Below are 20,642 nucleotides of genomic sequence, written 5' to 3'. Positions count from 1 at the left end.
GTGCCGCACGCTAGGGGTCCCGTATGAGAACCTCCTTAACACCGGCGCCCTCAGCCCTGCCGCTTACGCCATTCGGAGGACAGGACGGCCCAGATCTCCTCGTCGTGGCGCTTGCCCCGGTACGGATAGGCCTCGCGCAGGACCCCCTCGCGGGTCATCCCGAGCCGTGCGGCCACGGCGACGCTGCGCTTGTTCGCGGAGGAGGCGCGCCACTCCACGCGGTGCATGCCCCGTACGCCGAAGGCCCAGTCGATCAGCTTCTGTGAGGCGCGGGTCACCAGGCCCCGGCCCTCGGCGGCGGCCTCCAGCCAGCAGCCGATCTCGCAGGTGCCGGTGTCCGCCTCGAATATCCGGAACAGGACTCCGCCGACCAGCGTGCCGTCGAGCCAGATGCCGTAGAGCCGGCCGGTGTCGGCGGCCTGCTTGTCCGCGTACCGCTGGAGCAGGGCGCGCGCGGAGGTGAGGTCCGTGGCCGCCGCGGCGAACGGGATCCAGGGGTCGACCAGGGGGCGCGCCCGGTCCATGTGCGCCAGGAACTCCGCCGCCTGCCAGGGCTCGATCGGCCGGAGCTCCGCCCCGTCGTCGCCCAGTGACACCGTGAACACAGTGAATCTCCTCGGTCTCGTGCTGTCTCAGTGCACGCGCTGAGGGGCCACCGGCGCCTCGTCGCCCGCGCGCTCCCCCGGGATCTTCGCACGGGGCGCCGCGCGGTCCCCCGGAATTTCCGCCCCGGGTGCGCTGTCCGGCGGCTCGATGCTGAGCCGCGGGAGCAGCCGGTCGAGCCGGGCGGGCAGCCACCAGTTCGCGCCTCCGAGCAGGTGCATCAGGGCGGGCACCAGCAGGGTGCGCAGGACGAAGGCGTCGAGCGCGACGGCGGCGGCGAGCGCGATGCCGAACATCGCGATGACGCGGTCGCCGCTGAGCACGAAGGCGAGGAAGACCGAGATCATGATCACCGCGGCCGAGTTGATCACCCGGCCGGTCTCGGCCAGGCCGACGCGTACGGACCGCTGGTTGTCGCCGGTCTCCAGCCACTCCTCGTACATCCGGCCGACGAGGAAGACCTGGTAGTCCATGGACAGCCCGAAGAGCACCGAGACCATGATCACCGGGAGGAACGGTTCGACGGGGCCCGCGCTGCCGAGCCCCAGCAGTTCGCTCCCCCATCCCCACTGGAAGACCGCGACGACGACGCCGAAGGACGCGGCGACCGCGGCCACGTTCATCACGGCGGCCTTGAGAGGGACGGCGAGGGAACGGAACGCCAGCAGCAGAAGCAGACAGCCGAGCCCGACGACCACCCCGACGAAGAGCGGCAGCTTGCCGACGATGATCCCGGCGAAGTCGTCGTACCCGGCCGTCACCCCGCCCACGTACGTACGGAGCGAGGTGTTCTCCCGCACCGGCGGCAGCACGTCGTCGCGCAGCCGGTCGACGAGCTCGCTGGTCCGCTGCGACTGCGGTGCGGAATCGGGGACGACGGTGACGAACGCCGTGTCGCCGCTGCCGTTGTACGTCACGGGGCTCACCGACGCGACTCCGTCGGTGCCCCGCAGCACGGCGGGCAGGCCGTCCAGGGCGAGCCGGTCGTCGGCCCCGTCGAGGTGCGCGGCTATCGTCAGCGGCCCGTTGACGCCGGGGCCGAAGCCGTCGGCCAGCAGGTCGTACGCCTGGCGGGTGGTGGCCGTGGCGGGGCCGTTGCCCTGGTCGGAGGTGCCCAGGTGCAGGAAGAGGGTGGGGATCGCGAGCACCGCCATGACGGCGGCGGCGAGCGCTCCCAGCAGCCGGGGGCGCCGCTCCACGAACGCCGACCAGCGGACGGCGAACCCGGTGGCCCGTTCGCCCTGCGGCCCGTGCTCGGCGAGCCGCCCCCGCTCACGCCGGCCCAGGGCCCGGGTGCCGATGAAGGAGAGCAGCGCGGGCAGCAGGGTCACGGAGGCGGCGACGGTCAGCACCACGGTGAGGGAGGCGGCGATCGCGACTCCGTCGAGGAAGCCCAGCCGCAGGACCAGCATGCCCAGCAGGGCGACGCAGACGGTGGCTCCCGCGAAGACGACGGCGCGCCCCGTCGTGGCGACGGCGTTCCGCGCGGCCTCGTGCACGGACAGGCCGCGCCGCAGGCCCCGCCGGTGCCGGGTGACGATGAAAAGGGCGTAGTCGATGCCGACACCGAGCCCGATGAGCATGCCCAGCATCGGCGCGAAGTCGGCGACGGTCATGACGTGGCCGAGCAGGACGATGCCCGCGTACGCCGTGCCGACGGAGACGAGGGCGGTGGCGATGGGCAGCAGGCTCGCGGCGAGGGAACCGAAGGCGAGGAAGAGGACGACCGCGGCGACGACCACCCCGACGGCCTCGCTCAGATGGAGGCCGGGCGTTTCGGTCAGCGCGGCGGCGGCTCCGCCGGCCTCGACCTGGAGTCCCTCGCCCTCGGCTTCCCGCGCGGTGTCGACGACGGCCCGCGCCTGTTCCGGCGGGATCTCGCCGGCGCGGTGGTCGAAGGTGACCGTGGCGTAGGCGGTGCGGCCGTCCGCGCTGATCCGCCCCTGGGCCTGCGGCCCGTAGGGGCCGCTGACGTCACCGACGCCCGGCAGTGCGCGGATCTCCTCCAGCGTCCTGGTCATCGTCCGCTCGACGCCGGGGTCACGGACGGTGGAGCCGGAGGTGTGCCAGACGATGTCACCGGTCTCGCCGCCGAGGTCGTCGAACCCCGCTTGCAGGAGTTCGCCCGCCCGCCCGGACTCGGTGCCCGGCACCTCGTAGTCGTCGGAGTACGCGGATCCCGCGAACCCCGCGGCGGTGGCGGTGCCCCCGAGGGCGATCAGCCAGATGAGGACGGTGGCGAGGCGGTGCGTGAGACACCAGCGTGCGAGGGCGGCCAACGGAGGCGCTCCTGGGGTTCGTGGACCGTAGCGGGACATGACGGGACATCCCACGAAGTCACCTGACCTGGGAGCCTCACTCTGTCAGCCATTCCTGCCCCTTTGCCGCTTTCGTGGCCATGGTCACACGGCTCTTCCCCGCCCCGTTCGCCGTACGGCCGCCCCTTTCCCGCCGGTCCGCCTTTCGCCCGTCCGCCGTACGCCGCCGCCCGTCCGCCGTACGCCGCGCCCGTCAGCCGGAGACGCTCGGCCGGCCGTTCTCGATGTGGCCCATCAGCCGGCGCCGGAAGGAGCCCGTCCCGTCGGCCGTCACCTCCAGGTCGTACCAGCCGTGGGCGTCCGCCGCCGAGTGCACGACCGTACGGCTGCGGCCCGGCTTGACCTTGACCGTCCGGGTCCAGCCGCGCAGGTCGTCCTCGTCGACGTATCCGAGGGGCCGCACGGTGTAGGTCAGGGTCCGCCTGCCGGTGTTGCGCAGCGTGAGGTGCAGATCCCGTTCGTGGGCGTCGATGCGCGAGGAGACCTCGGCCCCGCCCTCGGCCGCCCCTTCGAACTCCCGCCGGAAGCCGTTGGGGCCGGTGACGGTGAAGCGGTACCCGTCGCCGGTCAGCGGCACCGTCCACCGCGCCGTGCCCGTGACGTCGCGGTGCTGCGGAGCGGGGAACTCCCGGGCGTAGGGGTAGAGCGCGAAGTGCGCGGAGGAGCGGCCCGTGCTGCTGAGGGTCACCCGGAGCGCCCCGTCCACGCGGGTGGCCTGGGCGTCGCACTGGTAGGGCAGGGGCCGGGCCGGCCGGGCGCCGGGCTCCTGGGCGGGCATGTGCTGGACGGCCGGCGGCACAGGCTGCCAGCGCCCCTCGAAGGGCGGGATCGCGGCGGGATGTTCCGTCCCGGGCTGCCGCCGCGCACGGCTGAAGTCGAAGGCCGAGGTGAGGTCGCCGGTGACCTGACGCCGCCAGGCACTGATGTTGGGCTCCTCGACGCCGGTCCAGCGCTCCAGGAGGCGGATCACCGAGGTGTGGTCGAACACCTCCGAGCAGACGTATCCGCCGACCGACCAGGGCGAGACGACGAGCAGCGGGACCCGCACGCCCAGCCCCGTGGGCCTGCCCTCCCAGTGCTCCTCGGTCACCTCCGCCGGGGCGACCGGCGGCGGCACATGGTCGAAGAACCCGTCGTTCTCGTCGTAGTTGATGAGGACGACGGTGCGCCGCCACACCTCGGGGTGCCTGCCGAGCGCGTCCAGCACCTTGTAGACGATCGTGGCGCTGTGCACCGGCGAGGAGACGCTCGGGTGCTCGGAGTCCATCGCGGACGGGACCAGGTAGGAGACCTCGGGCAGGGTCCCCGCCGCCACGTCCTCGGCGAACGCGTCGGCGAGCGTGCCCGTCTCCACCCGGCGCAGCCCCCGCTCGAAGAGACTGCGCTCGGCCGTCGTCAGGGCCGCGACGCCCTCGTCGAGCAGGCCCAGCAGCCGTTCCCGCTCGGCCGCGTCGTCCGCGTCGTCCGCGTCGCGCACGGTGGCGTAGAAGGACTCCATGTAGGTGTGGCCGCCGGTCCTCGCCAGGGCCTTGCGGGCGACGGCCTTGAAGGTGGCGAAGAACTCGATCTGGTTGTCGGTGAAGTTCTCCCACTCCGTGTACGTCTTCCAGCTCCGCCCGGCCTTCTCCAGCCGCTCGGCATACGTGCCCCAGTCGTATCCGGGATGGGTGCCCTCGTCGTACGCGTCGTTGCCGACGGCCCGCTCGCCGTTCGCCTCGTAGCCCGTCCGCCCGCTCCAGAGGTGATTGCGGTTCGGGCTGGTGGAGGAGTGGATCGAGGAGTGGTAGGCGTCGCAGACGGTGAAGGTGTCGGCGAGTTCGTAGTGCAGCGGGAGGTCGCCTCGGTCGTAGTACGCCATGGTCGCGGCGGTCTTCGCGGTGACCCAGCCGTCCATCCAGCCGCCGGCCCAGGCCTTGGCGCCGCCGTCCCATGAGTGGTCGAGGGCGCCGATGTACTGGAGGTCCTTCTTCTGCGTCTGTGCGGCCTCCCGCACGGGGAACGGCAGCACGGTGGAGCCCAGGGGCCCCGGCTGCGCGAAGACGGGCCTGCCGGACGGAAGCTCGATCGCGTTGCGGTCCGCGAAGCCGCGCACTCCGCGCAGGGTCCCGAAGTAGTGATCGAAGGAACGGTTCTCCTGCATCAGGATCACCACATGCTCGATGGCGTCCAGTCCCGCCCCGCCGGACCGCTCCCCCACCGGCTGCGCGGCGATCGCCGCCTGGAGCGAAGGGGGCAGGAACGATCCCGCCGCAGCGGCGCCGAGTGCGCCGCCCCCGAGCGCGAAGAGCCGCCGCCGTGACATGTCCGTGGTCAATTGAGCCTCCCGGTTACGTTCCTACAGCGGGAAACTAGCCAGGCGGGGTGGCGGCCGGAAGACCGCCGTACGGCCTGACGATGAACGTCCAACAGGCCGTCACGGAAAGTCCAAGCGCGAGGCACGCGAAAAGAGAAGAGCGCGAAAAGAAGGGGCGGCGCATCCGGACCACGGATGCGCCGCCCCCAGGGGCCCGACGGGATCAGCCCTCGACGCCGAGCTTCTCCAGGATCAGCTCACGCACGCGCGCCGCGTCCGCCTGGCCACGGGTGGCCTTCATGACCGCGCCCACCAGCGCACCGGCCGCGGCGACCTTGCCGCCGCGGATCTTGTCCGCGATGGCCGCGTTGCCCGCGATGGCCTCGTCGACGGCCGTGGACAGCGCGCCCTCGTCCGAGACGACCTTCAGACCGCGCTTCTCGACGACGGTGTCCGGGTCGCCCTCGCCCGCGAGGACACCCTCGAGGACCTGGCGCGCCAGCTTGTCGTTGAGGTCGCCGCCGGCGACGAGCTCCGCCACCCGGGCGACCTGCGCCGGGGTGACCGGCAGCTCGTCCAGGCTGCGGCCGGTCTCGTTGGCGTTACGGGCGAGCTCGCCCATCCACCACTTGCGTGCCTGGTCGGACGGGGCGCCCGCGTCGGTCGTGGCGACGATCAGGTCGACCGCGCCCGCGTTGAGGATGGACTGCATGTCGTGCTCGCTGACACCCCACTCCTCCTTCAGCCGCTTGCGACGCAGCCGGGGCAGCTCGGGGAGCGCCTTGCGGAGCTCCTCGACCCAGTCGCGGGAAGGGGCGACCGGCACCAGGTCCGGCTCGGGGAAGTAGCGGTAGTCCTCGGCGTTGTCCTTGATGCGGCCGGCCGTGGTGGAGCCGTCCTCCTCGTGGAAGTGCCGGGTCTCCTGCACGATCGTCCCGCCGGAGTTCAGCACGGCGGCGTGCCGCTGGATCTCGAAGCGGGCGGCACGCTCGACGGAGCGCAGCGAGTTGACGTTCTTCGTCTCGGAGCGCGTACCGAACTTCTCGGTGCCGTTGGGGCGCAGCGACAGGTTGACGTCGCAGCGCATCTGGCCCATCTCCATCCGGGCCTCCGAGACGCCGAGCGCCTTGATGAGCTCGCGGAGCTCGGCGACGTACGCCTTGGCGACCTCGGGGGCGCGTGCGCCGGCACCCTCGATCGGCTTGGTGACGATCTCGATGAGGGGGATGCCCGCGCGGTTGTAGTCGAGCAGCGAGTGGGAGGCGCCGTGGATACGGCCGGTGGCACCGCCGACGTGCGTCGACTTGCCGGTGTCCTCCTCCATGTGGGCGCGCTCGATCTGCACGCGGAAGATCTCGCCGTCCTCCAGCTGGACGTCCAGATAGCCGTCGTAGGCGATCGGCTCGTCGTACTGGGAGGTCTGGAAGTTCTTCGGCATGTCCGGATAGAAGTAGTTCTTCCGGGCGAAGCGGCACCACTCGGCGATCTCGCAGTTCAGCGCGAGACCGATCTTGATGGCGGACTCGACGCCGATCTCGTTGACGACCGGCAGCGCGCCGGGCAGCCCGAGGCAGACCGGGCAGGTCTGCGAGTTCGCGTCCTGCTTCAGCTCGGTGGAGCATCCGCAGAACATCTTGGTCTTGGTGCCGAGCTCCACATGGACCTCGAGGCCCATGACGGGGTCGTACGTCGCGAGGGCATCCTCGTACGACTCCAGGTCGATGACAGTCACTGAAACTTTCCCTCTCAGCCCAGCAGGACGTCGTCGTCGCCGAGACGCTTGAGCTCGCGGTACAGGATCGCGAGTCCGGTCACGATCGCGGCGGCGGATACGGCGGCGTCGATCAGCCGCAGTGTGTCGTTCTCCTGGCGGGCCATCTTCACCTGCTTGTAGACGCTGAGCGCGCCGAAGGCGGTGGTACCCATGGACACGTACGCGCCGGTCTTGGACTTCTTGAAGTTCTTGGCCTTCTTAGCCATTGCGCTCATAGTGACGGAGCCTCCTCAAGCAGCGGGTGTCCCCACCTTTCCACGAAGGCGGCCTCGACGGCTGCTCCGACCTTGTACAACCGGTCGTCCTTCATGGCGGGGGCGATGATCTGCAGCCCGACCGGCAGGCCGTCCTCCGGGGCCAGGCCGCAGGGGAGCGACATGGCGGAGTTGCCGGCGAGGTTGGTCGGAATGGTGCACAGGTCCGCGAGGTACATCGCCATCGGGTCGTCGGCGCGCTCGCCGATCGGGAAGGCGGTGGTCGGCGTCGTCGGCGAGACGATGACGTCCACCTGCTCGAACGCCTTCTCGAAGTCCTGGGTGATGAGGGTGCGGACCTTCTGGGCCGAGCCGTAGTACGCGTCGTAGTAGCCGGAGCTGAGCGCGTACGTACCGAGGATGATGCGGCGCTTGACCTCGTCGCCGAAGCCGGCCTCGCGGGTCAGCGCGGTGACGTCCTCGGCGGAGCGGGTGCCGTCGTCGCCGACCCGCAGGCCGTAGCGCATGGCGTCGAAGCGCGCGAGGTTCGAGGAACACTCGGACGGCGCGATCAGGTAGTACGCCGACAGGGCGAGGTCGAAGGACGGGCAGTCCAGCTCGACGACCGTGGCGCCGAGGGACTTCAGCAGTTCGACCGACTCGTTGAACCGCTGGACGACCCCGGCCTGGTAGCCCTCGCCCGCGAACTGCTTGACCACACCGACGCGCATGCCCTCCACGGAGCCGTTGCGCGCGGCCTCGACGACCGGCGGGACCGGTGCGTCGATGGACGTCGAGTCGAGCGGGTCGTGGCCGCCGATGACCTCGTGGAGCAGCGCCGCGTCCAGGACCGTACGGGCGCAGGGGCCGCCCTGGTCGAGGGAGGACGAGAAGGCGACCATGCCGTAGCGGGAGACGCCGCCGTAGGTGGGCTTGACGCCGACGGTGCCGGTGACGGCCGCGGGCTGGCGGATGGAGCCGCCGGTGTCCGTGCCGATGGCCAGCGGTGCCTCGAAGGAGGCCAGCGCGGCGGAGGAGCCGCCGCCGGAGCCGCCCGGGATGCGGGTGAGGTCCCAGGGGTTGCCGGTCGGGCCGTAGGCGCTGTTCTCGGTGGAGGACCCCATGGCGAACTCGTCCATGTTGGTCTTGCCGAGGATGACGACGTCGGCCGCCTTCAGCTTCTTCGTGAGGGTCGCGTCGTACGGCGGGACCCAGCCCTCCAGGATCTTCGAGCCGACGGTGGTCGGCATGTCCTGGGTGGTGAAGATGTCCTTGAGCGCGAGCGGGACGCCGGCCAGCGGGCCGAGCTTCTCGCCCGCCTCACGCTTGGCGTCGACGGCGCGGGCCTGCGCGAGCGCGCCCTCACGGTCGATGTGCAGGAAGGCGTGGACCTTCTCGTCGATGGCGTCGATCCGGGCCAGGTGGGCCTCGGTGACCTCGACGGCCGTCAGCTCGCCCGAGGCGATCCTCGCGGCGATCTCGGCCGCGGTGAGCTTGATGATGGTGCTGATGTCCGTCATGGCTGTTAGTCCTCCCCCAGGATCTGCGGCACCTTGAAACGCTGCTGCTCCTGGGCCGGGGCGCCGGAGAGCGCCTGCTCGGGGGTGAGCGACGGACGGACCTCGTCCGCCCGCATGACGTTGGTCAGCGGCAGCGGGTGGGAGGTCGGCGGTACGTCTTGGTCGGCGACCTCGGAGACGCGGGCGACCGCGCCGATGATGTCGTCGAGCTGACCGGCGAAGTGTTCGAGCTCTTCGCCCTTCAGCTCCAGACGCGCCAGCCGGGCGAGGTGGGCGACCTCCTCGCGCGTGATGCCAGGCATGCAGCGATCCTCAGGGGTTGGTGTGTGGTTTTGGCCCAATCTTATGGGGTCGCGGGACACGCCGAAGGACACACCGCCTTCCGGGACCCCGCCCCGCCCCTCAGGCCGTCGCCGGGCCCGGGTTCAGCGCGCGTCCCGCGGACCGGGGCGCCTGTTCGGGGGCCACCGCCTGCGCGGCCGCGGCCTCCAGCTCCGAGGGGCGCCGCCACCCGTGCTCGCCCCGCGCCCGCAGCCAGGCCGTGGTCTCCTGCGGCGGCATCGCGGCGGCGACCAGCCATCCCTGCACCGCGTCGCAGCGCAGGTCACGCAGCCGCTCCCAGGTCTCGTCGTCCTCGACGCCCTCGGCGACGACGATCAGGCCGAGCGAATGGGCCAGGTCGATGGTGCAGCGGACGATCTCGGCGTCCTCGTTGTCCACGGCCAGCCGTGCGACGAACGACCGGTCGATCTTGAGCTCGCTGACCGGCAGCTTCCGCAGATGGACGAGGGAGGAGTAGCCGGTGCCGAAGTCGTCGAGGGACATCTTCACCCCGTGCCCGGTCAGCCCGGCCAGGGTGTCGGCCGCCCGCTGGGGGTCCTCCAGGAGGACGTGCTCGGTTATCTCCAGCTGGAGCGCGCCGGCGGGGACGCCGTGCCGGGCGAGCCGGGCGGCGACGCTGCCGGCGAAGCCGGGGGTGTGGACGTCGCGCGGCGAGACGTTGACCGCGACGGGGACGAACAGCCCCTGCCCCCGCCACCGGGCCACCTGGGCCAGCGCGGTCTCCAGCACGTACTCGGTGAGGTGGGGCATCAGCCCGGAGGACTCGGCGATCGCGATGAACTCGTCCGGGGGGACCCGCCCGCGCTCCGGATGCACCCAGCGTACGAGCGCTTCGAGGCCGGCCACCTGGCCGTCGAAGCGGACCTTGGGCTGGTAGTGGAGTTCCACCTCGTGGGCGTCCAGGGCGCGGCGCAGATCGCCCAGCAGACCGAGGCGGTCCGGGGTGTTGCTGTCGCGCTTGGACTCGTAGACCTCCACGCCCGTACGGTCGCGCTTGGCCTGGTACATGGCCACGTCCGCCCGTCTGAGCAGTCCTTCGGCGTCCAGCGCGTGGTCGGGGTGGACGGCGACGCCGGCGCTGGCCTCCAGCACCAGGGTGAGCCCGTCGAGGTCGAGGGGCGAGGAGAGCTCGGCGACCAGGTGGCGGGCGACCCGCTGGGCGCTGGTGGTGGAGTCGGCGGTCGGCAGCAGTACGGCGAACTCGTCACCGCCGAGCCGGGCGGCCTCCGCGCCGCGCGGCAGGGCCAGCCGCAGCCGCTCCGCTATCTGGAGCAGCAGCCGGTCACCGGCGAGATGGCCCAGGGTGTCGTTGACGGCCCGGAAGCGGTCGAGGTCGATGAGGACGAGGGCGGTACGGGTGCCCGTGCCGTCGGCCTCCTCCAGCGCCGTCCACGTCCGCTCCAGGAGCCACTGCCGGTTGGGCAGGCCGGTGAGCGGATCCCTCAGCTGCTCCTCGGCCCGTGCGCGGGCGATCCAGAGCGTGGAGTCCAGGGCGATCAGCGGGACGGCGAAGAGCGGCAGCAGCACGGGCTTGGCCGAGGCCACCACGCAGATCAGCGGGGCGATGCCGAGCAGGGCGACCGCGACGAGCCCCTGGCGCAGCAGCGCGGTGCGGGCGATCGTCGGAAGCCCTCCGCCCTGCGACGCCCTGGCGTACCAGAGCAGGAAGCGGGTGACGAGGAGGTACGTGCCGGCGGCGAGCAGCACTTCCGGCAGGGCGGCGATGCCCCAGTGGAGTGGCCGCCAGGGCACTTCGACGCTGGGCACCACACCGAAGGCGGCCAGGACGAGGGCGGCCGCCCCGATGCCGAGTATGTCCACCGCCCCGTGCAGCAGCCCCTGCCACCAGCGGTGCCGCCTGGCCATGCCGACGAGCACCACGACGACGAGGCTGACCAGTCCGGCGGCCACCCAGCCGTAGAGCAGCAGGACGGCGAGGGTGAGGGCCGCGCCGGAACCGGTGCCGCCCCACCAGCGGTCGCGGCCCAGGGCCACCAGGTGGCCCACGACGATCCCGGTGAGCAGGGCGAGCGCCCAGCCGGCGGTGCCGGCGGGGAAGAGCGCGTGTCCGTCGTGGACCGTCCGGTAGAAGCCGGTCGCGAGCTGCGCGGCCGCGACCGCCACGACGACGGCGCCCACCCTGGACGTGAGGCCCGCGAAACCTTGCAGCCGCGACACCGGTGCGGCGCTCTCGGTCGGTTTCATTCCGTCCCTCTCACAGCCGGCGGTGCCGATGTCCCACGGTGGCCCCCGCTCCCATGCCACCACGACCCGAATCCCACCACGCGGCCGGGCACGGCAGGTGCTCGTTCAACAGTAGGCCGACGAGGGCTCCTGCGGGCAGCGCTCTGCAGCTCTTGCCCGAATGCGGTCCTGTGTCGCCCACTGTCTGATAAGCGCCGAACGGGTGATGCGTACGGGGTGGACCGGGTGCCCGTGTCCTCTCCTGTCCGATTGCTTCCCCTCCGGCGCCCGAACACGCGTCGCCCGCGTCTCGATCGCGCCTCGATCAGACCTCCTCGGCGGGGACGGCTGCCTCCCTGGCCGCGTCCGGCCCCTGCTCCAGGAGCACCGCGAAGCCCTCCTCGTCGAGGACGGGCACCTTCAGCTGCATCGCCTTGTCGTACTTCGACCCGGGGTTGTCCCCCACCACGACGAATGAGGTCTTCTTCGAGACGGATCCGGTGACCTTCGCCCCCAGGCTCTGGAGCGCGTCCTTGGCCCCGTCCCTGGTGTGGCCGGCCAGCGTGCCCGTGACCACGACGGTGAGCCCCTCCAGCGGCCGCGGCCCCTCGTCCTCGCCCGCGCCCTCGTCCTCCATCCGGACCCCGGCCTCCCGCCACTTGCGCAGGATCTCGCGGTGCCAGTCCTCGGCGAACCACTGCTTGACGGAGGCGGCGATGATGGGGCCCACCCCGTCCGCCGCGGCCAGCTCCTCCTCGGACGCCTCGTCGATCCGGTCGACGGAGCGGAACTGCCGGGCCAGCTCGACGGCGGCGACCGGACCCACATGGCGGATGGAGAGCCCGGTGAGGATCCGGGCGAGCGGGGCCTGTCTGGCCGCCGCGATGCCTTCCAGCATGCCGAGGGCGTTCTTCTTCGGCTCGCCCTGCTGGTTGGCGAAGACCGTGGCGATCTTCTCCTCGCCCGTCTTCGGGTCACGCTTGGGCAGTCCGCTGTCCGCGTCCAGGACGTACGCCCGGATCGGCAGCAGCTGGTCCACCGTCAGCCCGAAGAGATCGCCCTCGTCCAGCAGCGGCGGTTCGGCGGGCTCCAGGGGCTTGGTGAGGGCCGCGGCCGCCACATAGCCGAAGTGGTCGATGTCCAGGCACTTGCGGCCCGCGAGGTAGGCCAGGCGCTCCCGCAACTGAGCGGGGCAGGAGCGGGCGTTGGGGCAGCGGAGGTCGATGTCGGCCTCCTTCATGGGGCGCAGCGCCGTCCCGCACTCGGGGCACTCGGACGGCATGACGAACTCCCGCTCGCTGCCGTCGCGCAGATCGACGACCGGCCCGAGGATCTCCGGGATGACGTCCCCCGCCTTGCGGAGCACCACGGTGTCGCCGATGAGGACGCCCTTGGCCTTCACCACGTTCTGGTTGTGGAGGGTGGCGAACTCGACCTCCGATCCCGCCACCTCGACCGGTTCGACCTGGGCGTACGGGGTGACCCGGCCGGTGCGGCCGACACCGACGCGGATGTTGACCAGCTTGGTGTTGACCTCCTGCGGCGCGTACTTCCAGGCGATCGCCCAGCGCGGCGCGCGCGAGGTGGAGCCCAGCCTGCCCTGGAGCGGGATCTCGTCGAGCTTGACGACGACACCGTCGATCTCGTGCTCCACGGACTGGCGGTTCTCGCCGAACCAGGCGATGAACTCCCGTACCTCGTCGAGGGATCCGACCACCTTGTTGTGCTTGGCGGTCGGCAGGCCCCACTCCTTCAGCAGGTCGTACGCCTGGGAGAGCCGCTCGATGTCGAAGCCCTCGCGGGCGCCGATGCCGTGCACCACCATGTGGAGCGGGCGGGTCGCGGTGACCTTCGGGTCCTTCTGCCGCAGCGATCCCGCGGCCGCGTTGCGCGGGTTCGCGAAGGGCTTGTCGCCGGCCTCGACCAGCCGGGCGTTGAGCCCCTCGAAGGCCTCCATGGGGAAGAAGACCTCGCCCCTGACCTCGACGAGCTCGGGGACGCGGTCGCCCTTGAGGCGCAGCGGGATGTCCGCGATCGTACGGACGTTGGGGGTGATGTCCTCCCCCGTGCGTCCGTCGCCCCGGGTCGCCGCGCGGGTCAGCCTGCCGTGCTCGTAGGTGAGGTTGACCGCGAGACCGTCCACCTTGAGCTCGCACAGGAAGTGGTATCCGCCCCCGCCCACGTCCTTGGCCACGCGGTCGGCCCAGGCGGCGAGCTCGGCGTCGTCGAAGGCGTTGTCCAGGGAGAGCAGGCGCTCGCGGTGCTCGACGGAGGTGAACTCCGTGGTGTACGGACCGGCGACCTTCTGGGTCGGCGAGTCCGGCGTCCGCAGCCCGGGGTGCTCCTCCTCGATCGCCTCCAGCGCGCGCATCTGCCGGTCGAACTCGGCGTCGTCGACGACCGGCTGGTCCTTCACGTAATACCGGAAGCGGTGCTCCTCGATCTGCTCGGCGAGGAGTGCGTGCTGTTCCCGCACCTCCGCCGGCACACCGGTCACCTGCCCCACCTGCTGTTCGCCGGCCATCGCCTGTTCCTCCCGTTGCCCCGTTGACACTTCGACCCGTTACTCAGGGTTGTCCGCGAGCGACCTCGCGGCCCGGGCGCAGTGGGCGAGCGCGGCGCGCGCGTACGCGGGTGACGCTCCCGCCAGCCCGCAGGACGGGGTGATCACGACGGACTCGCTGAGAGTCCCCGGATTCAGCCCCAGCCTGCTCCACAACGTCCTGACCTCACTGACGCTACCGCCCGGGTCCGACAATGCGGTCGAGGCGCCGTCGACGCCGGGAACCACGCCGAGGAAGAGCTGGGTGCCGCCTTCGACGGCTTCCCCGATCGACTCCTCCTCACGCTCGGTGAGCAGGGAGAAGTCGAAGGACACGGCGCCCGCCCCCGCGCGGCGCAGCAGGGCGAACGGCACCTCCGGCGCGCAGGAGTGGACGGCCGTGAGCCCGTCGCCGTCGACCGCGAGCACCTCGCGCAGTGTTCCCTCGACGGTCTGGCGGTCCACGGCCCGGTAGGTGCGGTAGCCGCTCGCCGACCTGACCCGGCCCTGGAGCACGGCGGTCAGGGAGGGTTCGTCGAGCTGGAGCACCACCTCGGCGCCGGGCACCCGGCGCCGCACCTCGGCGAGGTGGGAGCGCAGCCCCTCGGCCAGCGAGCCCGCCAGGTCGCGGCAGGCCCCCGGGTCGCCCAGCATGGCCTCGCCGCCGCGCAGTTCGAGCGAGGCGGCCAGGGTCCAGGGCCCGACGGCCTGGACCTTGAGCAGCCCCTCGTAGCCCTGGGTGAACTCCTCCAGTGCGTCGAGGTCCTCGCCGAGCCAGGAGCGGGCCCGGCGGGTGTCGCGGCCGGGGCGGTCGCTGATCCGCCAGCCGCTGGGCTCCACATGCCCGTACATCTCGACGAGCAGCCCGACGGTCCGCCCGATCATGTCCGCGCCGGGGCCCCGGGCGGGCAGTTCGGCCAGGTACGGCATGCCCTGGCCGTCCGCGAAGGACCCGGTGACGGTCTTGGCCGCCTCCCGGGCGTCTCCCCCCGGCATGGACCCGATCCCGGTGGCTGCACTCGCGCTGAACCCGCTCTTCTCGCTCACACGGAAAGCCTACGGGCCCGGGGGGCGGGGTCTCAGCGGCCGGGGCGGACCGTCAGGTCGTTGACCTCGGCGTCCTTGGGCAGATCGAGCGCGAGCAGGATGGTGGTGGCCACCGACTCCGGGTCGATCCAGCGGGAGGCGTCGTACTCCTTGCCCTCCTGCCGGTGGACCTTGGCCTGCATCGGGCTGGCGGTGCGGCCGGGGTAGACGGAGGTGACCCTGACGCCGTTGCCGTGCTCCTCGTGGCGCAGCGAGTCGGCGAGGGCCTTCAGCCCGTGCTTGCTCGCCGCGTACGCGCTCCATTCCGCGTGCGCGGCGAGACCGGCGCCGGAGTTCACGAAGACGACGTGGCCCTGGGTGACGCGCAGCTGCGGCAGCAGGAGGCGGGTCAGCTCGGCCGGGGAGACCAGGTTGGCGTTGAGCTGGAAGTGCCAGGCCTTGGGGGTGAGGTCGCCGACGGTGCCGAGCTCGACGACGCCCGCGATGTGGAGCAGCGAGTCGAGGCGCTCGGGCATCGTCTGCTGCCCGAAGGCCCAGGAGAGCCGGTCGGGGTTGCCGAGGTCGCCCACGAGCGTGCGGGCCCCGGGGTGGAGCGCGGCCAGTTCCTTGGCGCGCCCGGCGTCCCGGGCCAGCAGCACGATGTCGTCGCCGCGCTCCAGGAGCCGGCGGGCGACGGCCGCTCCGATGCCGGAGCCGGCGCCGGTGATGAGATGAGTAGGCATGCCCTCATGCTCGCATCACCGGGGGCGCCTCCCGTCACCGCGGGCGCTCGCGTCACTGCAGGCCGGCCGACTCCTCCAGGTAGGCCAGGGCCCCCACACCGTCCTCGGCGAAGAAGACCAGCTCGGTCAGCGGGAGCGGCAGGAAGCCCTCGTCCTCCATGCGCCGGAACTGCTGGTGCAGCCCGTCGTAGAACCCGGCGGTGTTCAGCAGGACGACGGGCTTGGTGTGCTTGCCGTGCTTCTTCAGCTCCAGGATCTCCGTCGCCTCGTCCAGCGTCCCCGTCCCGCCGACCATGATCACGACGGCGTCGGACTTCTCCAGGAGCAGCGCCTTCCGCTCGGCCAGGTCCTTGGCTATCACCATCTCGTCGGCGTTCGTCCGCGCCTTCGCCGCGAGGAAGTCCACCGACACCCCGACGAGCCGCCCGCCGGACTCCTGGACGCCGTCGGCGACGACCTTCATCAGCCCGCTCTCCGATCCGCCCCAGACCAGGGTGTGCCCGCCCCGGCCGAGCAGCTCGGCGAATTCACGCGCGGGCACGGTGTAGCGGTCGTCGAGGTCGGCGGCGGAGAGGAAGACGCAGATGTTCATGCGGACACCGTACGACCGGTCCCCGGCCCGGGAAGAAACCGGGCTCCTTCTCGGCTGAACCTCGTATGACCTCCCTCACAGGACACACCATCACCGTCGGGCCCGAGGACGTGCACGTGCGCGCGGTGCACGGCGGGCAGCTGCTCGCCGAGAGCAGCCGCCCCCTGGTGCTGCGCGAGACGGGCTGCCCCGACCGCTACTACCTGCCGCCCGAGGACGTGCGTACGGATCTGCTGACGCCCTCGGACACCCGTACGCACTGCCCGTTCAAGGGTGACGCCTCGTACTGGTCGGTGCCGGATGCGGCGGACCTCGTATGGGCCTACCCGGAGCCCAAGGACCAAGTAGCGGCGATCAAGGACCACTTCTGCTTCTACGCCACGGAGGTCGTCCCCGACTGATCCCGCCCGACTGACCGTCAGAAATATTTCTCCGTACCGCCGATGAGTTCCGCGGGGCCCGGCAGTCCACCCTCGCATGGACAAGACTCTCTCCCGTGACGGCACGTCGATCGCGTACCGCCGCCACGGTGACGGGCCGCCGGTGATCCTGGTCGGCGGTGCCCTGAGCACCGCGGCCGACGAGGCGCCGCTGGCCGCTCTGCTGGCCCCGCGATTCACGGTCGTGACGTACGACCGCCGGGGGCGCGGGGCGAGCGGGGACGGCGGGCCGTACAGCCCACGCCGCGAGATCGAGGACCTGTCGGCCGTCGCCGCCGCGGCGGGCGGGCGCGTCTCGGTGTTCGGCATGCTGTCGGGCGGGGCGCTGGCCCTGGAGGCGCAGGCCGCGGGGCTGCCCGTGGAGCTGCTCGCCGTCTACGAGCCGCCGTACACCCCGGGTGCCGCCGGCCTGCTGTACAAGTCGCGCTGCACGGCCCTGCTGCACCGGCTGCTGGCGGCGGGCGACCGGGGCGGCGCCGTCGCGCTGTACCTGTCGCGGACCGGTGTCCCGGAGGAGACGGTGGCCCGGATGCGCCGCGCGCCGCTGTGGTCCGGCCTCGAAGGGCTGGCCCACACCCTGGCGTACGACGACGCCCTGCTGGGCGACGGATCGGTGCCCGGCGCGAGGTTCGCCTCCGTGACGGCGCGCACCCTGGTGGTGACCGGCGGTTTCAGCATGGAGCAGGCGCATCGGACGACCCGCGCCCTCGCGGACGCGATCCCCCGGGCGCGGCACCGCACCCTGACGGGCCAGACCCGCGAACTGGCGCCGCACGCGATCGCGCCGGTGCTGTCGGACTTCTTCGCCCGCGATTCGTTCCTGCGCACGGCCTCCTGAGGCCGGCCCTCGGCGCGGGAGCCGCCGATACGGCCGGGTCGTCGCAGGGGAGCGACCCGGCCGGCCCGGACGTCCGTCAGCCGGCGGCGGAGGCCGCCTTCTCCTTGCGCACCGTCGTCGCGATCGTGGCGGACCCGACCACCCGGGTGCCGTCGTACAGCACGACCGCCTGGCCCGGGGCCACGCCGCGGACCGGCTCGGTGAAGGTGACGTTCAGGGTGCCGTCGGTGAGCTCGGCCGTCACCTCGGTCTCGCCGCCGTGGGCGCGCAGCTGCGCGGTGTACGTCCCGGGGCCGGCGGGGGCGGTGCCGCACCAGCGGGGCCTGATCGCGGTGAGGGCGGTGACGTCGAGGGCTTCCACCGGGCCCACCGTCACCGTGTTGTTCACCGGGGAGATGTCCAGGACGTAGCGGGGCTTGCCGTCGGGGGCGGGGTGGCCGATGCGCAGGCCCTTGCGCTGGCCGATGGTGAAGCCGAAGGCGCCCTCGTGGGTGCCGACCTTCGCCCCGGACTCGTCGAGGATGTCGCCCTCCGCCGGGCCGCCGAGGCGTCCGGCCAGGAAGCCCTGGGTGTCGCCGTCCGCGATGAAGCAGATGTCGTGGCTGTCGGGCTTCTTGGCGACCGCCAGGCCCCGGCGCTCGGCCTCGGCCCGGATCTCGTCCTTGGTGGTGAGGGTGTCGCCCAGCGGGAACATCGCGTGGGCGAGCTGCTTCTCGTCGAGGACACCGAGGACGTAGCTCTGGTCCTTGGCCATGTCCGAGGCGCGGTGCAGCTCCCGGGTTCCGTCCTCGTTCAGCACGACGGTGGCGTAGTGGCCGGTGCAGACCGCGTCGAAGCCGAGGGCCAGCGCCTTGTCGAGCAGCGCGGCGAACTTGATCTTCTCGTTGCAGCGGAGGCAGGGGTTGGGCGTGCGCCCGGCCTCGTACTCCGCGACGAAGTCGTCCACGACGTCCTCGCGGAAGCGTTCCGCCAGGTCCCAGACGTAGAACGGGATGCCGATGACGTCCGCCGCGCGGCGGGCGTCCCGGGAGTCCTCGATGGTGCAACAGCCTCGCGCGCCCGTACGGAAGGACTGCGGGTTCGCGGAGAGGGCGAGGTGCACGCCGGTCACGTCGTGGCCCGCCTCGGCGGCTCGGGCCGCCGCGACGGCGGAGTCGACTCCGCCCGACATGGCGGCGAGCACACGGAGGGGGCGCTGGGAGGTCTGAGTCATAGCTTCTCCAGAGTACGGGGCTCCGGGAACCGAATGCTCGCGGATATGCGTTGAGGAGCACATGGGGAACAACGGGAGTGCCGGGTCACCGGGCAAAGGCCCCGGTCACGGCATCAGCCGCCGCTCGCTGCTGATCGGCGGCGGGGCCGCCGCGGCCGGCACGGCCGCGCTGGCCGCGGGGGAGATCCGGCGTGTCTGGTGGCGGGTGCCGGGCGTGGAGAAGCCCCGCAAGGCAGGCGAGCTGGACTACGCACCGGCGAGCTGGGTCGCGGCCTCCGAGGCCAACTGGCGACGGGCCGACCGCCCCGACGACTACGGCGTGGATCGGGTGATCATCCATGTCACCCAGGGCAGCTACGCCAGCGCGGTCAAGGTGTTCCAGGACCCGGCGCACCAGGCGGCGACGCACTACATCGTGGGGCAGAACGGCCGGGTGACGCAGATGATCCGCGAGCTCGACGTGGCGTACCACGCGGGCAACCGCTCCTTCAACGAACGCAGCGTCGGCATCGAGCACGAGGGCTTCGTCGACCGCCCGCAGGACTTCACCGCGGCGATGTACGAGTCCTCGGCGCGGCTGACGGCGGCGATATGCAAGCGGTACGGGATCCCGATGGACCGCGAGCACATCATCGGGCACGTCGAGGTGCCCGGCACGGACCACACCGACCCCGGACCGCACTGGGACTGGACCCGCTACATGAAGCTGGTCCGGGCCGCGTCCACGGGCGGGACCGAGGGGCCGCGGGCTAGCTGAGCCCCGCCGTCCTGGCCCGCTCGACCGCGGGGCCGATCGCCCGCGCGACCTCCTCCACGTCCCGGTGGGTCGAGGTGTGGCCGAGCGAGAAGCGGAGGGTGCCGCGCGCCAGCTCGGGGTCGGTGCCGGTGGCCAGCAGCACATGGCTGGGCTGGGCGATGCCGGCGGTGCACGCGGACCCGGTGGAGCACTCGATGCCCTGGGCGTCGAGCAGCAGCAGGAGGGAGTCGCCCTCGCAGCCGGGGAAGGTGAAGTGGGCGTTGGCGGGCAGCCGCCCGCCGGGGGCCGGGTCACCGCCGAGGAGGGCGTCGGGGACCGCCTTCAGCACGGCTGCGGCCAGCTCGTCCCGGAGTGCGCCGATCTCACGGGCGAAGCGCTCGCGCCCGTCGGCGGCGTGCCGTCCGGCCACGGCGAACGCCGCCACGGCGGGGACGTCGAGGGTGCCGGAGCGCACCTGCCGCTCCTGGCCGCCGCCGTGCAGGACGGGCACCGGGGCCTGGTCCCGGCCGAGCAGCAGGGCGCCGATGCCGAACGGGCCGCCGATCTTGTGCGCGCTGACCGTCATGGCGGCCAGCCCGGAGCGGGCGAAGTCGACCTCCAGCTGCCCGTAGGCCTGGACCGCGTCGGCGTGCATGGGGACGCCGAACTCGCGCGCCACCTCGGCCAGTTCACGTATCGGCATGATGGTGCCGATCTCGTTGTTGGCCCACATCACGGTGATCAGGGCGACATCGTCGGGATCACGCGCGAGCGCCTCCCGCAGCGCGTCCGGGTGCACCCGCCCGTACGTGTCGACCGGGAGGTATTCGACGGTGGCGCCCTCGTGCTCGGCGAGCCAGTCCACCGCGTCGAGGACGGCGTGGTGCTCCACCGGGCTGGCGAGGACCCGGGTGCGCCGGGGGTCGGCGTCGCGGCGGGCCCAGTAGAGGCCCTTGACGGCGAGGTTGTCGGCCTCGGTGCCGCCGGAGGTCAGGACCACCTCGCTGGGGCGTGCGCCGAGGGAGTCGGCGAGGGCTTCTCTGGACTCCTCGACGGTACGGCGGGCCCGGCGCCCGGCGGCGTGCAGTGAGGACGCGTTGCCGGTGACGGCGAGCTGCGCGGTCATCGCCGCGATCGCCTCCGGAAGCATCGGCGTGGTCGCGGCGTGGTCGAGGTAAGCCATGGTGGTGACGATTCTACGAGCCCGTGGCCCGGGGTGTGCCGGGGGCGGCACCCGGCACGGCGGGCCCCCGGCCCGTGGCGGCCCGGAGGAACCGCGGGCAG

17 protein-coding genes are annotated in these 20,642 nt (G+C 72.2%); 3 read left to right on the top strand and 14 right to left on the bottom strand.

Annotated elements, in window-relative coordinates:
* Window positions 1-50: 50 nt before the first annotated feature.
* From ACZ607_RS16560 to ACZ607_RS16505, 12 genes are all read right to left on the bottom strand, one after another.
* On the bottom strand, window positions 51-605 hold the full coding sequence (locus ACZ607_RS16560) for a GNAT family N-acetyltransferase (RefSeq protein ID WP_469735391.1): 555 nt from the start codon (window positions 603-605) through the stop codon (window positions 51-53).
* 27 nt (window positions 606-632) lie between these two features.
* On the bottom strand, window positions 633-2,882 hold the full coding sequence (locus ACZ607_RS16555) for an MMPL family transporter (protein ID WP_469735390.1): 2,250 nt from the start codon (window positions 2,880-2,882) through the stop codon (window positions 633-635).
* A 232-nt stretch (window positions 2,883-3,114) separates the two neighbouring features.
* Window positions 3,115-5,235: a phosphocholine-specific phospholipase C gene (locus tag ACZ607_RS16550; RefSeq protein WP_469735389.1), complete on the bottom strand. Its 2,121-nt coding sequence runs from the start codon at window positions 5,233-5,235 to the stop codon at window positions 3,115-3,117.
* 202 nt (window positions 5,236-5,437) lie between these two features.
* The gene (gatB, locus tag ACZ607_RS16545; RefSeq protein WP_469735388.1) at window positions 5,438-6,946 is read right to left on the bottom strand and encodes an Asp-tRNA(Asn)/Glu-tRNA(Gln) amidotransferase subunit GatB; all 1,509 of its coding nucleotides are present in this window, start codon (window positions 6,944-6,946) and stop codon (window positions 5,438-5,440) included.
* Between the two features lie 14 nt (window positions 6,947-6,960).
* On the bottom strand, window positions 6,961-7,203 hold the full coding sequence (locus tag ACZ607_RS16540) for a hypothetical protein (protein WP_147959628.1): 243 nt from the start codon (window positions 7,201-7,203) through the stop codon (window positions 6,961-6,963).
* On the bottom strand, window positions 7,200-8,702 hold the full coding sequence (gene gatA, locus ACZ607_RS16535) for an Asp-tRNA(Asn)/Glu-tRNA(Gln) amidotransferase subunit GatA (RefSeq protein WP_469735387.1): 1,503 nt from the start codon (window positions 8,700-8,702) through the stop codon (window positions 7,200-7,202). Before gatA ends, ACZ607_RS16540 begins: the two co-directional genes overlap by 4 nt.
* A gap of 5 nt (window positions 8,703-8,707) precedes the next feature.
* Window positions 8,708-9,004, bottom strand: coding sequence for an Asp-tRNA(Asn)/Glu-tRNA(Gln) amidotransferase subunit GatC (gene gatC / locus ACZ607_RS16530; protein WP_014153935.1), 297 nt, complete (start codon window positions 9,002-9,004; stop codon window positions 8,708-8,710).
* A gap of 100 nt (window positions 9,005-9,104) precedes the next feature.
* The gene (locus ACZ607_RS16525) at window positions 9,105-11,249 is read right to left on the bottom strand and encodes a putative bifunctional diguanylate cyclase/phosphodiesterase (RefSeq protein WP_469735386.1); all 2,145 of its coding nucleotides are present in this window, start codon (window positions 11,247-11,249) and stop codon (window positions 9,105-9,107) included.
* Between the two features lie 304 nt (window positions 11,250-11,553).
* The gene (ligA, locus tag ACZ607_RS16520; protein ID WP_469735385.1) at window positions 11,554-13,752 is read right to left on the bottom strand and encodes an NAD-dependent DNA ligase LigA; all 2,199 of its coding nucleotides are present in this window, start codon (window positions 13,750-13,752) and stop codon (window positions 11,554-11,556) included.
* Window positions 13,753-13,791: 39 nt separating this feature from the next.
* Window positions 13,792-14,817, bottom strand: coding sequence for a methionine synthase (locus tag ACZ607_RS16515; protein ID WP_469735384.1), 1,026 nt, complete (start codon window positions 14,815-14,817; stop codon window positions 13,792-13,794).
* Between the two features lie 32 nt (window positions 14,818-14,849).
* Complete coding sequence (locus tag ACZ607_RS16510; RefSeq protein WP_469735383.1) at window positions 14,850-15,539, bottom strand: SDR family oxidoreductase; 690 nt, start codon at window positions 15,537-15,539, stop codon at window positions 14,850-14,852.
* Between the two features lie 52 nt (window positions 15,540-15,591).
* Window positions 15,592-16,131: an LOG family protein gene (locus tag ACZ607_RS16505; protein WP_469735382.1), complete on the bottom strand. Its 540-nt coding sequence runs from the start codon at window positions 16,129-16,131 to the stop codon at window positions 15,592-15,594.
* Window positions 16,132-16,196: 65 nt separating this feature from the next.
* On the opposite strand from ACZ607_RS16505, the gene ACZ607_RS16500 reads away from it, so the two are divergent.
* The gene (locus tag ACZ607_RS16500; protein ID WP_469735381.1) at window positions 16,197-16,532 is read left to right on the top strand and encodes a DUF427 domain-containing protein; all 336 of its coding nucleotides are present in this window, start codon (window positions 16,197-16,199) and stop codon (window positions 16,530-16,532) included.
* 76 nt (window positions 16,533-16,608) lie between these two features.
* Window positions 16,609-17,409, top strand: coding sequence for an alpha/beta fold hydrolase (locus tag ACZ607_RS16495; RefSeq protein WP_469735380.1), 801 nt, complete (start codon window positions 16,609-16,611; stop codon window positions 17,407-17,409).
* Window positions 17,410-17,485: 76 nt separating this feature from the next.
* Here ACZ607_RS16495 and mnmA read toward each other — a convergent pair whose 3' ends face one another.
* On the bottom strand, window positions 17,486-18,622 hold the full coding sequence (mnmA, locus tag ACZ607_RS16490) for a tRNA 2-thiouridine(34) synthase MnmA (RefSeq protein WP_469735379.1): 1,137 nt from the start codon (window positions 18,620-18,622) through the stop codon (window positions 17,486-17,488).
* A gap of 61 nt (window positions 18,623-18,683) precedes the next feature.
* On the opposite strand from mnmA, the gene ACZ607_RS16485 reads away from it, so the two are divergent.
* A complete protein-coding gene (locus ACZ607_RS16485) occupies window positions 18,684-19,379 on the top strand; it encodes an N-acetylmuramoyl-L-alanine amidase (RefSeq protein WP_469735378.1) in 696 nt (231 codons plus the stop codon).
* Here ACZ607_RS16485 and ACZ607_RS16480 read toward each other — a convergent pair.
* Window positions 19,372-20,541 (bottom strand): cysteine desulfurase family protein, encoded by a 1,170-nt coding sequence (locus ACZ607_RS16480; RefSeq protein ID WP_469735377.1) that lies wholly within the window; start codon window positions 20,539-20,541, stop codon window positions 19,372-19,374. The two genes, ACZ607_RS16485 and ACZ607_RS16480, sit on opposite strands and share 8 nt — an antisense overlap.
* Window positions 20,542-20,642 lie beyond the last annotated feature (101 nt).

The sequence above is a fragment of the Streptomyces sp. NPDC104381 genome (assembly GCF_055583745.1).
This window is presented reverse-complemented; position numbering and strand designations above follow the sequence as displayed.